Here is an 11901-nt window from a genome sequence, read left to right on the forward strand (position 1 = left end):
ACTGATCATCGAAGCATCCATGCCGCCATATTTCGCGCGCCACCGGTAAAACGTGGCGTTGCTAATCCCATGCTCCCGGCACAGGTCAGGAACCGGGACACCGCCCTCAGCTTGGCGGATCACACCCATGATCTGGGCGTCAGTAAAGCGATCACTCTTCATCAGAATCTCCTCAATTCTTACGCTGAGAAAATTCTCATTCAAAAGCCACTCTTTTTATGGGGGGATTACCCCGTGTCTGCATCGAACCAGCGGCCAGAGGCCACCACCCGGATGCGCTGGCCATGCGGGCGGCCACAGACCTGGCACCGTCCCTGCGCTCGTTCAAACCGCACGCGTCGACTGATCTGCGGCCAGTCGGGAGGGTAGAGCCATCTGAGTTCGGGGCGGATCGGCACAGCCTGTCATCCTGAGAAGTGTCACCTTTTGTTCTCATAGCATAATGCGAAAAGAAATCCCGACACCCACCCAGGCGACAGGTAGCTTGCGCTTCTTCTCGGCTCGTCCCCCGCGATAGGGTGTGTCGCTAACGTCTGCACAGGTTGGCGTGATCCAGCTTATCTGCCGCTATCAGGTCAAATCATTGATGCTACGCCGGCCATGACTCGGATGTAGTTCAATACCAGCGCTGAGAAGGCTTGCTTGTGGCAAGACTTTATTTTTTGTTAACCGCTGATTCTTGCTGTGGTTGTAATTATCGTCGCCTTTTTCGTCCTGCTCCGAAAACTTCTTCAGGCGCGCAAGCGTTGGACCGGAGACGAGTTCAATAATCTCGGATGTGATTCCTTCCTGACGAATTGTACGGCGTTTCTGTTCCAGATCGCTGAGACGTCTTTCGATTTCCTGATGTGCCGCAGTCATCCGTTCACTGCGGGCTTCGTTCTCTGCTGCAAAACTGTGGAGTATGATCTGACAAAGCTGTGAAAAAAGATAATCGGCCGTCAGATCTTCCAGCAGTTTTTGGGGCGAAAGATTTAGAATTGGAGGCAATCCGGACGGGCTGGTTTTAAATAAAGCAGGATCAAGCGGAAACAGGGGCTTCCGCATAACCACCGCACCTTGGCCCGGCTTCCAGTGGCAGAAAATAGCTATGATAGAAAAAAGCTTTCCCGTGATAACCTGATGAAAAATCTCGCTTGTGATCGCGTCGGCAAGATCGGACATGCCGGCCGGTTGCTGGATGGCAGAAGCGCTCCAGACAGGAGAAAAACCGCGGGACCGGGCGATGGTTGCGCCGCGCGCGCCAACGAGAAAGATATTCTCTTTCTCATTGGCTTTCACTGCTTCCAGAATATGCTCGCTAAACAAGCCAGCAAAACCCTGCTCGGCGCAGAAAAGAATGATTCCGACACCACTATTTTTCCCATGTCGTGACCGACCGGCCTCACCGGGTAGAAGAGGCAAAACTCTCAGCAGCGCCTCTCGGACGGTTGCGGCATAAGCTTCTGTCGCTGGTAGCGCTTCACGGGCCTGTCGAACACGTAACGCGGCAAGAGCACGCATTGAATTAACAATACCATCAAGTTGTACAGTATGGCTGATTTGATCCGTGATGTCTTGCAACCGTTCCGTCATGCGGGTGTGTGCGCGGCTACGTGATTGACGATATAGTTTTTCAGCACAGCAAGAAATTTGGTTTTCTCGGCCGTGGAAAGGGATTGGCCATCTGCAATTGCTTTTGCCAGATCCGGCAACGCTTCGCAGAGATGAGTACCGAGGCTTTCACGCATCGTGTTGATCAGGCAAACCGGATAGGCATCGAACAGACCATTTTGAGCTGCTGCAACCAATGCGACTTCTTGAACCAGATTGAGAGGCGCTTGCGGTCCCTGTCTCAATACAGAGCGAATTCGAATGCCTCGCAGTAATTGCTGACGGACATGGGCATCGGGAAGACCACCAAAGCGCGTAAATGTTTCCAGTTCTGTATACTGAGCATAATCAAGTCGTAAACTGCTCACGACGTCCCGAAGTGCCGGTGCCTGTGTTGCCCCTCCCACACGGCTGACGCTAACACCCACATCGACAGCCGGCTTCTGCCCCTGATCGAAAAGCTTACGATCAAGGACGATCTGTCCATCTGTGATCGAAATCAGATTGGTGGGAATATAAGCACTGAGATTACCTGCTTCGGTTTCGGCAACGGGTAATGCTGTGAGAGAGCCACCTCCCTTTTCCGGTGAAAGTTTGGCAGCTCGTTCCAACAGTCGCGCGTGTACATAGAAAATGTCACCGGGGTAAGCTTCACGCCCCGGAGCCCGTCCGGTCAGAAGAGAGATTTCTCTGTGTGTATCCGCATGTTTTGAGAGATCGTCCATGACGACAATCGCGTGCTGTCCCTTATCCCGAAAATATTCCGCCATGCTGAAAGCCGCGAACGGCGCAATCCAACGTAGACCCGGAGACTGCGAGGGGCGTGCCACAACAATAATACAGCGATCTGGATTGCCGCGTTTGCGGATTGCGTCAATTACTCGCTGAACGCTGGATGTTTTCTGGTCAATGGCGACATAAACACAGATAATATCGTTATCTTTTTGCGCCAGAATGGTATCGGTCGCTACAGTCGTTTTTCCTGTGGCGCGATCACCGACGATCAATTCACGCTGACCGCGTCCGATCGGAAACAGGGCATCTATGACGAGCGTTCCTGTTTGTACTGGCTGCACCACTAAGTCGCGGTCGATAATCTCCGGCGCAGGTCGTTCTACTGGCAGGCGTTCCTCGGACAGGATCTCACCTTTTCCATCCAGCGGTCTTCCGAGCGGGTCGACCACGCGCCCCAGAAGAGTTGGTCCAACAGGAACGCTTACCACTTCCGATGTGCCGTAAACTGGAGCTCCGGCCTCGATTTTAGCATCATCAAGCAGGACACACCCGATCCTGCCTTCTTCAAGACTGTGGGCAAAACCGTAGCAATCCTCACCGAAACACAGCAACTCATCCAGTCTGGCGTCTGGTAGACCGGAAATGAGAGCAACCCCATCTCCAATCTCTTCAACCCGGCCGGTACGTTCTGTCTGCGGCGCAATGGCGATGTTACTTAGTTTCGAACGCACCCGGACAAGCCAGGCCTTATCATCATCTTGAGTCTCGGACTCAGACATGAGTCAGTGTCTCCCGGATGCGTTGAAGATCAGCCTGCCAGTTGGAACTGACTGTCAGGTGGGACGTCCGAATGGCAAAACCTTGGATCAAGGCAGTATCGGTTATCCAGCGAATGGGTGGCGTTATGCCGATGACATTGCCAAGAGTTGCTTCACTTTTTTTGCGTTCGTCTATCGATAAATCCATTGACGATGCAAGAACAAAACCGGTTTTCAGGCTCTCTCTTTCATGATCAGGGAGGGCTGCTACAGCTTTCACTAAGCCTGAAAAGAGAGCCGTCTGCGTGGAAGGTTGCGCTCCTGTTGAGGCGAGAAGATGGCGTGCTATATCAACGGCGAGTGAGACCGCCTCGTTCTGCTGAGCCGCACGGCGCTCGTCCTGTTCGCGGTCCATGGCTTTTCGTGCAGCCTCATCCAGAGCAGCGACCTCATCTCTGGCGTGACTGATGATGGCACCACGCTCGGTTTCCGCCTGCTGCCGTGCGGCTTCCAGCACACGCTCTCTTTCCGCATCAATACCAGCGCGTGCAGATGCCAGTGCGGCACGGCTGGTCTCCATCTGCTTTTCCTGTTCGGCCAAAGCGGCCATGTGAGACGCAATTGTCTTTCGTCGATCATCCACGACTGCCACAAGCGGTTTCCAGAAAAACCGTGCCAGAAGCGCTACCAAAATGACAACGTTGACGCTTTGAAGGCCGATGGTCCACCAGTCGATCTGCACGGCGCGTTACTTCAACAACGGATTGGCGAAGAGCAGCAAGAGAGCGATCACCAGGCAGTAGATCGCCATGGTTTCGATCATCGCAAGCCCGACGAAGAGAGTGCGGGAGACAGTGCCGGCTGCTTCCGGCTGTCGCGCAATGGCGTCCATGGCGGCCGCTACAGCGCGACCTTCCGCCAGTGCCGGACCGATGGAACCGCACGAAACGGCAAAAGCGGCAGAGACAATACTTGCGAGAGCGAGCCAGTTCATGAAGAGGATCCTGTTGTTTCGGTCGAAGCTGCGGCAGTTGTGCGTGTGAGAGCACCTGCAATGAAAACCATGGCAAGAACGACGAAAATATACGCCTGCACCGCACCGGTCAGCATATCAAGAATCATGAGAGGGATGGGAACCAGAAGACCGGCAAGAGACAGAACGATTCCGATAATAAATGCTCCGGCCATTACATTTCCGAAGAGCCTTACCATAAGGGAAAAGGTGCGGGTTATACTGCCGATAAGATTGAGCGGCACCATGACGATGCTGGGCCATAGAAACGTGCGAAGATACCCCCCCACTCCACCAGACCTGATTCCAAAAACTATGATGGAAATAAAAACAAGTCCTGCCAGGGCCGCGTCTGTGGCGAGTGCCGCGGTCGGAGCATGAAGTCCCGGAACGAGTGCTGTCCAATTTGCAATCAGAATAAACAGGAACATTGTTCCGATAAAAGCGCGGTAGGGACTGGGGTCTGTTCGCATTGTCTCGCGAATCTGACCATCCAGTATCGTGAGAAACAGTTCACAGAAAGCCTGCACACGACCCGGCACTGCGGGCGTAAGACGGCGGGAAATCAGACACGCAACCCCTAGCAGAACGGCCATGATTCCCCACGTGGTTACGACAGCATTCGTAACCGGAACGGGGCCGACATGGAAAAGGGGTTGAGTGGAAAGAGATGAGTTCATAGCTGTGTTTTTTCTCCCATAATGAGAGAGGAAGACGGCGCATCATCACTGTGTTTTACCAAACGCAGCATGACGGTGCGGGCGAGTACGATGCTCAATGCCGTCCACAACAACGCACCGGCACTGTTCCGCACGGCAATAAAAAGCAATGATATCAAAAGAAGAAATCGAATAGCCATCATTATCAGTGCGGCAGAGCGTCGATTGGGCGTCACTAACCACTGCACATTGGTTCGCAGCGCCATGACATTCACAACGCCTGCGATCAACCCGACAGCAAGCCACAGAAGAGCGGAAAGGTCATGCATGAGGATGGTTCATCCATTTCCAGGCACTGAAGCCACCTCCAGCAAAACCAGCAAAAAGCAGTAGTGCTGAAAACGCGACACCTGAGCCGATATGCCGATCCAACCAGCGCCCAATCAGCAGGCCGGCGAGCGGGGGTGTTAGGATCGTCCATCCCAGAACACCGATACGCGCCAGATGCTGTGAAACGCTGACATCGGTGTCTGTCTGCGCCTGCTTCATCCGCCTCTCATTTCGGATAAGTGCGGCTTCCATTTCCTCACGGGGGGAAGGAGAATCTGTCACTGCGACAGCCTCCTGTCATCTGGACGAAGACGCCCGATGATGAGGCGAATTGCAGACAGTTGTAATCCTAGAGATGTAACATTGGCATTTTTTCTAAGATCTTCTTTTTCATGAAAATGCGCCTGTACCAGTTCCGCGAGAGATTTTGGGTCCGTACCGCAGACGGCCTCTCTTGTGGTAATATCCATCTGGCTGCCGTGATTGCTGACAGCCAGCTCACCTTGACGAACCGCGCAGTAATGCTCTGTACCGTCCTGCTGTTTCCACCAGATGACTGAGGGGATAAGGCTTGTAAGAAAATCGGTATATCCGGGCAGTATGCCAAAGCTGCCACTGTCATCTTCAGCACGGAAAGAGGTCACATCATCAACTGCAGCAACTACAGTCAGGGGGGTGATGATCCGCAGCTTCATGATGCAATCTTTCCGTTTTCCGGAACAGACGTCCTACGCGCGGCCATCTCTTTCTGCCGGGCATCCTCAAGATTGCCCACCATGTAGAGCGAACTTTCGGACCAGTCATCGGTTTCTCCGGCAAGAATGGCACGACATCCAGCAACGGTATCGGAGCGGCTTACGCTGCGCCCCGGCTGACCGGTGAATTTCTCTGTTACGGAAAAGGGTTGACTGAGGAAACGCTGAAGTCGACGAGCGCGTCCAACAATCTTTCGATCTTCAGTGCCAAGTTCTTCTACACCAAGCAACGCGATTACATCCTGAAGGGATTTCAGTCGCGCCAGTGCCTCGCGCACCTGACCGGCAACTTCACAATGTTCTTCACCGACAACCAGTGGATCAAGAAGCACTGATGAAGACGCCAGAGGATCGATTGCCGGATAGAAGCCCTGTGCCGCAAGTGAACGTGACAGGACGATCTGGCTGTCCATATGTGTGGCAATTGTTGTGACGGCTGGGTCCGTAAAATCATCAGCGGGAACATATACAGCCTGAATTGCGGTTACGGCTGTCCCCGCTACAGATGTGATACGTTCCTCGACCTGACCAACTTCCGTAGCGAGGGTTGGCTGATACCCTACACGGGAAGGAAGACGCCCCAGAAGGCTGGAAAGCTCGCTCCCGGCCTGCACAAAACGATAGATATTATCCATCAGCAGCAGAACATTGCGATGCTGTGTATCGCGGAAATACTCGGCGATGGTCAGTGCCGTCATAGGCACACGCCAGCGCGCTCCGGGCGGCTCGTTCATTTGTCCGTAAACCAATACGGAATGATCGATTACGCCTGAACCACGCATGTCGGTCAGCATCTCATGTCCTTCGCGTGTGCGCTCGCCAACACCCGCGAAAATGGAAAGACCATGATACTTTTCCGCCATTGTATGGATCAGTTCCATGATAAGCACAGTTTTGCCGACGCCTGCCCCCCCGAACATGGCAGCTTTTCCGCCATGAGCGAGTGGTGTCAGCAAGTCCAGAACCTTGATACCGCTTTCAAAAAGATCCGTGCTTCCGGTTTCAGCGATCATCGCTGGGGGTGTCTGATGAATGCTGCGAAACGGCGTATCACTCGGCAGTGGTGCTTTTCTGTCGCGCGGGGCTCCGGTTACATCGAGGAGACGACCCAGAATCCCGTCTCCCACTGGCACCTTAATGGGTGCGCCCGTAGCCTTTACCAGCATGTGACGGGCAAATCCTGAGGTCGATGAAAGAGCCACGCTACGCACGGTGCACGGATCGACGTGACTGTGTACTTCGAGAGTCAGATGTACTCCGTCGTCTCGTTCGACGATCAGAGCGGAGTTAATCTCGGGCAGTTCTCCAGTGGAAAAGCGCACGTCGACCACGGCTTCGCGGATCGCGATAATCTCGCCCATGATTTGCGACGCGCCCATGAAATGACTTTCTCCGGCTGCAATTGCACTGTCCAGACCTGTATTGCACGTTTTACGTGATTTGTTAATGATATCTGCATGACACGGATAGATGAACGAGGTCGCAGATTTTGGGCGATGCCTATGTACTACAGTTGCAGTTCACTTTGTTCTCTTACTGTTCTTGATCTCAATACTTTTGGAAAGCTCAAATTTCTGTCGGTCCAGGTTGAGCCCCCAAATTCTTCGTCGTTTCGGCGCGACAGCCGAACTGCAATTGTACTGCTAAAGCAGTTCGGACGCATTGGAACATGATACGATAAACTGGAAGCCCCCTCTTCCCATCAGTGTAACTTATCCCCGCCATCATTAGAATTAACTATAGACGTGCCGTAAGTTTAGCTTCGCATATCAGACACGCGCAGATTATTTCATTTGAGCAATCACAAAAATCTTCCTAGGTGTTTAGTCCCGTGGTTTGATGGTGTGATATTTTCACGAGAGTGGAAGGAAGCATTATGGGACAGATACGTCATGGGAGCGCCACGACCACGCACGCCGTGCGAGCAGCAATACTGGACTTGTAACGGTTTTGTGCCGGTCAGGAAGTGCTTATGCCACTCTTGCTTCAAAAGCGAGTGGGCTGATACCGCCCAGATATGAATGGCGTCGACGTGGATTGTAGAAACCATTGATATACTGGAAGATGGCGGTGGTAGCCTGACGGCGGGTTGGCCAGTTCTGTCTCCAGAGCCACTCCGCCTTCAGGCTTTTGAAAAATGTTTCGACGGCAGCGTTGTCAAAACAGTTTCCCTTTCCGGACATTGAAGCCAGCAGCCCATGGGCCAGCAGCTTTTTCTGGAAATCATGGGAGCCATACTGGCTGCCACGATCGGAGTGGAAAATGCAGCCGGGCGCCGGGTTACGCAGCCTTACCGCCATATCCAGGGCACGGATGGCCAGATCCTTTTTCATCCGATCGCTCGCGGCCCACCCGATTACGCGACGACTGAACAGATCGATGACGACAGCGAGGTAGAGCCAGCCCTCGGCAGTCCAGATATAACTGATATCTCCCGCCCATTTCCGGTTGGGGCCTTCAGCAAGGAAATTACCGTCCAGAAGGTTGGCCGCAATGTCAGACTGGTGGTGGCTGTCGGTCGTCATCTTGTGGCGACGGGTGCGCACGGGCCGGATCCCGTTGGCCTTCATGAGGCGGCCCACGCGACGTTCCCCGACATCAAGCCCGGCTTCCCTGAGTTCCATGGTCATGCGCGGCCGTCCGTAGGACCCGTTGCTCAGGGCAAAATGCTCACGGATATGCGTCAGCACCTTCAGATCGGTACGTTGGCGCTGGCAGGCCGGTCGGGATGTCCAGGCCCGGTACCCCCGTGCAGAGACCCGCAAGACCTGGCACAGCCTCTCGATTGGCCATTCATGCCGATGTCCGTGGATGAAGGCGAACCTCATGGCTTTTGGCTCGCGAAGAACTGGGTAGCTTCCTAAGAAACAGCAGGTTCGGTGGCTACAGGGATGGGATGCAGGACAAACCCCAGCGATTGTGCGCGTCGGTGTAGATTGGAGACGACACGTTTGCGATGGATTTCATCGTAATGTCCTGCTCCGGGATCGGCATAAACCATGCCGTATCTGAGGGTATTATAAAACAGAACTGCTATTTTCCGGGCCGTGGCGGTCACAGCCTTTGCTTTCCCGACCCGCGCTGACAGGCGTCTGTAAAAAGCCCCCAACGCAGTATCGCTTCGCCCGAGCGTCGTGGCAGCCAGACGTAGTAGTGCTGCGGCCCGGCTTGAGGATCGGCGTGTGCGAGATGAAAGAAGCTTGCCACCGGAAATCTTGTTCCCCGGAGCGAGGCAGAGCCAGGACGTGAAATGTTTTGCACTTGGCCAGGCGCGGAGATCTGTGCCGCATTCTGCCACAAGCTTGAGGGCCAAGGACACACCGATGCCATGGATCTGCGTGAGATCCACGCCCAGCAAGCGATACAGAATGCCTCGTACGTCGAAGGACGGAGCACTCACCTGCTTTGTCTTGATCCGAGGCTTTGGGAGGTCTGCCGCAGGCTTTGCACTGACGTGGCTCAAAAGCAGTAGCAGGCCTTCCATGCGGCGATCACAGGCCATGATCCGTTCCTGATAAATATCATAGAGCTCCAGTGCCTGTGTCAGAGCGAACACATGTTCATCTCTATAATTGCCCATCAGAGCTGCCGATATCACTTCTGCCGATGAGCGGCATCTGACGTCGCGCTTAGCGGCCAGCGTCTCTGGATCACGTTCACCGCCGACAATTGCCCGGATAATCTGCATGCCTGTGACGCCAGTGATATCGGAGACGACGTGATGGAGTTGCAGATTCATTTCCAGCAGGGCTTTCTGCATGTGCTGGATATGTCCCGCAGCATACTCGACCAGACGTTCACGTTGACGCAAGTAAGCCCGCAATGCGGCAATATCGGCCTGAGGCCGAAAGCTTCCACGCAGCAAGCCATAGGAATGAAGTTGCTGGAGCCATCCGGCATCGCTCACGTCCGTCTTGCGACCGGGTACATTCTTGGCGTAGCGCGCGTTCACCAGAATGACGTCGAAACCATGCTGCTCAAGGATTTCATAAACCGGGATCCAGTAGACGCCTGTAGATTCCATGGCGACACTGGTGACTTTGCATTCTTTGAACCACTCAGCCAACGCATGCAGGTCGGACGTAAATGTGCCAAAGGACCGGATTGGGTCCTTCGCAGCCTCAGGGGACACCGCCGCCATATGCATCCGTGATCCAATATCGATCGCAGCGGCTCCCTGAATATGGCGTGTGAGATCAAAGGACGCTTTTGCAGATTTTCGAGGCATCGTAACATCTCCACACAGTGTGCTGGAGGAGGGTGTGGAACATGCCTATCAATCATCTTCCTAACCGGGATCACCGCAAGGCGGTGTCACCATTCTCAAGTTCGCACAGTTCCATGGACCACGTTTTTTAACGGGGACGAACCCGCCAATAAGCGAACGGCCGCTACCCTCCTGTCCGGCACAATAGCATGGCCCGTTTCTATGCCGCACAGGCGGACAAACGTCCGGGATCGTTTTTTAGGATTTCCCTCTCCTCCCGTAAAATCCGGTTCTCCAGGCGAAGACGTTCATTCTCGCGGGCCAGATCAGCCTGAGGCCCTGATGCCGGCTCGTCCGGACGATAATTCACTATCCATTTCGCCAGAGTGGATTTGCCAATACCCAGATCGGCCGCAACACGCGTGCGTGACAACCCACTACTCAACGCAATCCTTACGGCCTCGCGCTTGAAATCTTCCGTATGCTTCATGGTTCCGTCGGTCTCCTGATACGAGCTTAAAACGCTCAGATGACCGGCACAAAACCGTTACAAGTCCAGTATGGGCAGGTAAGCTTCCGTGCCGGGGCGCAATGGGCTAGAAACACAGAGTTGTTTCTGTCTTCCGCTTTGGTAGGCGCATTGCCTATTTTGCACTGCCTATCGAGGCTTTTTATTTTTTGTCCGTGGCAACGTGCCCTCCCTTACAGAGGACCACACAGCCCGATTTTATAGATGAGATGAGTATAGATATGCGCTTTATTCCCCTTATGGCCATCGCCGCCAGCCTTGCCGTAACACCGGTTGCCAGCCACGCCACATCCCTGCACACGCATTGGGAACAGTACAAAGCAGGCCGGGCATTCCGCCATCTGTCCAATGATGGGCAGAAAGCCTTTGGCGATATTCTCAAAGCGCGTGATCTGCTGGCTGCCGGTAACACGGATGCCGCCATCCCCGCACTGTATGATGCCAACAAGCGCCTGACCGCCGCAGGCAAGGCCAGCACCAAGTTCAAGGCAGCAGAAGCTTCTTTGCAGCCTGCCCCCCAGCATGCACCAGCGGCTGGCCATGTGCCTGCCACCACGCCTACAGACTGGATTCCGGTAGGGGGTGAACTTATTGCAAGCGAAACACTGGCTCCTGAGAAAAAGGCTGCCGTGGCCACCGCCAACAAGCAGCTTCAGGCTGGTGATACGCAGCAGGCAGCCCAGAGCATGCAGGTTGTGGGTGAAGATGTAGACTTCATTGTCGCACTGGCCCCACTGGCACAGACACAGGGGGCCCTTAACCGCGCAACAGTCTTCACGGAAGGCCGTCAGCCCAAGGAAGCACTGGATGCGCTGGACCAGACACTGAGCAACCTTGTCTTTGTGTCTCAGGATTTTGTGGAAACAGCTATCCCTGCTACACAGGGTGGCAAAGCGGCCTCAACTCCGAAAGCAAAGAAATAAGACTGCTTTCTAAAAGAGGTCTGGTTTGACTATCAGCCCTCTTTACAGAAAAAACGGCACCCTTCTTTTCTACACGCTGTTCAGCCAGCCTGTAGGAAAAGAAGACCGGGTTGAAGCTGAAACAACGGTGTTGCAGGCGTCAAGGCAACACCGTTGAACCAAAAAACTCTTCTATAGCCCTACGACAAAAACATTCCGCCGCCGAACCTGACAGGGGCCTTTAACCAGGCCAGCCGGCCTAGCTGTCAGGTTGTGAGACGTCATTGGGATGATGTAGCGTGGGCGATATCGCGTTATGCTTCGTTGTTTTCTTCCGTTTGCAGGGAGACCGAATGATGCTTCAGATCCACCCACAGGCACGCACGACACCGGCTGTCCGGGCTGAGATAGCTCGTTCGTC

The 11901-nt window shown here is 54.2% G+C and carries 12 protein-coding genes and 2 pseudogenes; 1 reads left to right on the forward strand and 13 read right to left on the reverse strand.

Annotated elements, in window-relative coordinates; translation table 11 throughout:
• The 13 genes and pseudogenes from GOB86_RS13425 to GOB86_RS13485 form a co-directional block, all read right to left on the reverse strand.
• A partial coding sequence (locus GOB86_RS13425; RefSeq protein WP_165993073.1) for a transposase occupies positions 1-162 on the reverse strand: 162 nt, incomplete at its 3' end.
• A 408-nt stretch (positions 163-570) separates the two neighbouring features.
• Positions 571-1575, reverse strand: a complete 1005-nt coding sequence (locus tag GOB86_RS13430; protein WP_124295718.1) for a F0F1 ATP synthase subunit gamma — start codon at positions 1573-1575, stop codon at positions 571-573.
• On the reverse strand, positions 1572-3107 hold the full coding sequence (locus GOB86_RS13435; RefSeq protein WP_124295717.1) for a F0F1 ATP synthase subunit alpha: 1536 nt from the start codon (positions 3105-3107) through the stop codon (positions 1572-1574). Before GOB86_RS13435 ends, GOB86_RS13430 begins: the two co-directional genes overlap by 4 nt.
• Positions 3100-3828, reverse strand: coding sequence for a F0F1 ATP synthase subunit B family protein (locus GOB86_RS13440; protein WP_082789596.1), 729 nt, complete (start codon positions 3826-3828; stop codon positions 3100-3102). Before GOB86_RS13440 ends, GOB86_RS13435 begins: the two co-directional genes overlap by 8 nt.
• Before the next feature lie 6 nt (positions 3829-3834).
• Positions 3835-4080 carry a F0F1 ATP synthase subunit C gene (locus GOB86_RS13445; RefSeq protein ID WP_061499016.1) on the reverse strand — a complete coding sequence of 82 codons (246 nt, stop codon included), beginning with the start codon at positions 4078-4080 and terminating at the stop codon, positions 3835-3837.
• The gene (locus tag GOB86_RS13450) at positions 4077-4778 is read right to left on the reverse strand and encodes a F0F1 ATP synthase subunit A (protein WP_124295716.1); all 702 of its coding nucleotides are present in this window, start codon (positions 4776-4778) and stop codon (positions 4077-4079) included. Before GOB86_RS13450 ends, GOB86_RS13445 begins: the two co-directional genes overlap by 4 nt.
• Positions 4775-5086 (reverse strand): ATP synthase subunit I, encoded by a 312-nt coding sequence (locus GOB86_RS13455; RefSeq protein WP_165993067.1) that lies wholly within the window; start codon positions 5084-5086, stop codon positions 4775-4777. Before GOB86_RS13455 ends, GOB86_RS13450 begins: the two co-directional genes overlap by 4 nt.
• Positions 5079-5369 carry an AtpZ/AtpI family protein gene (locus GOB86_RS13460; protein WP_253632061.1) on the reverse strand — a complete coding sequence of 97 codons (291 nt, stop codon included), beginning with the start codon at positions 5367-5369 and terminating at the stop codon, positions 5079-5081. The genes GOB86_RS13455 and GOB86_RS13460 overlap by 8 nt, the downstream gene beginning before the upstream one ends.
• Positions 5366-5782 (reverse strand): F0F1 ATP synthase subunit epsilon, encoded by a 417-nt coding sequence (locus tag GOB86_RS13465; RefSeq protein ID WP_165993069.1) that lies wholly within the window; start codon positions 5780-5782, stop codon positions 5366-5368. The genes GOB86_RS13460 and GOB86_RS13465 overlap by 4 nt, the downstream gene beginning before the upstream one ends.
• Positions 5779-7221, reverse strand: a complete 1443-nt coding sequence (atpD, locus tag GOB86_RS13470) for a F0F1 ATP synthase subunit beta (RefSeq protein ID WP_124295713.1) — start codon at positions 7219-7221, stop codon at positions 5779-5781. The genes GOB86_RS13465 and atpD overlap by 4 nt, the downstream gene beginning before the upstream one ends.
• A gap of 591 nt (positions 7222-7812) precedes the next feature.
• Positions 7813-8700: pseudogene (locus GOB86_RS13475) on the reverse strand (IS3 family transposase); the annotation flags it as partial.
• Between the two features lie 2 nt (positions 8701-8702).
• Positions 8703-10070 carry an IS110 family RNA-guided transposase gene (locus tag GOB86_RS13480; RefSeq protein ID WP_165993071.1) on the reverse strand — a complete coding sequence of 456 codons (1368 nt, stop codon included), beginning with the start codon at positions 10068-10070 and terminating at the stop codon, positions 8703-8705.
• Between the two features lie 235 nt (positions 10071-10305).
• A pseudogene (locus GOB86_RS13485) lies at positions 10306-10539 on the reverse strand (transposase); the annotation flags it as partial.
• Between the two features lie 260 nt (positions 10540-10799).
• Between GOB86_RS13485 and GOB86_RS13490 the strand changes: the two are divergent.
• A complete protein-coding gene (locus GOB86_RS13490) occupies positions 10800-11501 on the forward strand; it encodes a YfdX family protein (protein WP_061498456.1) in 702 nt (233 codons plus the stop codon).
• Positions 11502-11901: the final 400 nt, after the last annotated feature.

Source organism: Acetobacter lambici, assembly GCF_011516885.1.
Lineage (GTDB): Bacteria > Pseudomonadota > Alphaproteobacteria > Acetobacterales > Acetobacteraceae > Acetobacter > Acetobacter lambici.

Coding starts and splice junctions, on each gene's coding strand:
- GOB86_RS13445 (WP_061499016.1), bottom strand. CDS start 4,080: ATGAACTGGCTCGCTCTCGCAAGTATTGTCTCTGCCGCTTTTGCCGTT.
- GOB86_RS13455 (WP_165993067.1), bottom strand. CDS start 5,086: ATGCATGACCTTTCCGCTCTTCTGTGGCTTGCTGTCGGGTTGATCGCA.
- GOB86_RS13465 (WP_165993069.1), bottom strand. CDS start 5,782: ATGAAGCTGCGGATCATCACCCCCCTGACTGTAGTTGCTGCAGTTGAT.
- GOB86_RS13450 (WP_124295716.1), bottom strand. CDS start 4,778: ATGAACTCATCTCTTTCCACTCAACCCCTTTTCCATGTCGGCCCCGTT.
- GOB86_RS13490 (WP_061498456.1), top strand. CDS start 10,800: ATGCGCTTTATTCCCCTTATGGCCATCGCCGCCAGCCTTGCCGTAACA.
- GOB86_RS13430 (WP_124295718.1), bottom strand. CDS start 1,575: ATGACGGAACGGTTGCAAGACATCACGGATCAAATCAGCCATACTGTA.
- atpD (WP_124295713.1), bottom strand. CDS start 7,221: ATGGGCGCGTCGCAAATCATGGGCGAGATTATCGCGATCCGCGAAGCC.
- GOB86_RS13435 (WP_124295717.1), bottom strand. CDS start 3,107: ATGTCTGAGTCCGAGACTCAAGATGATGATAAGGCCTGGCTTGTCCGG.
- GOB86_RS13480 (WP_165993071.1), bottom strand. CDS start 10,070: ATGCCTCGAAAATCTGCAAAAGCGTCCTTTGATCTCACACGCCATATT.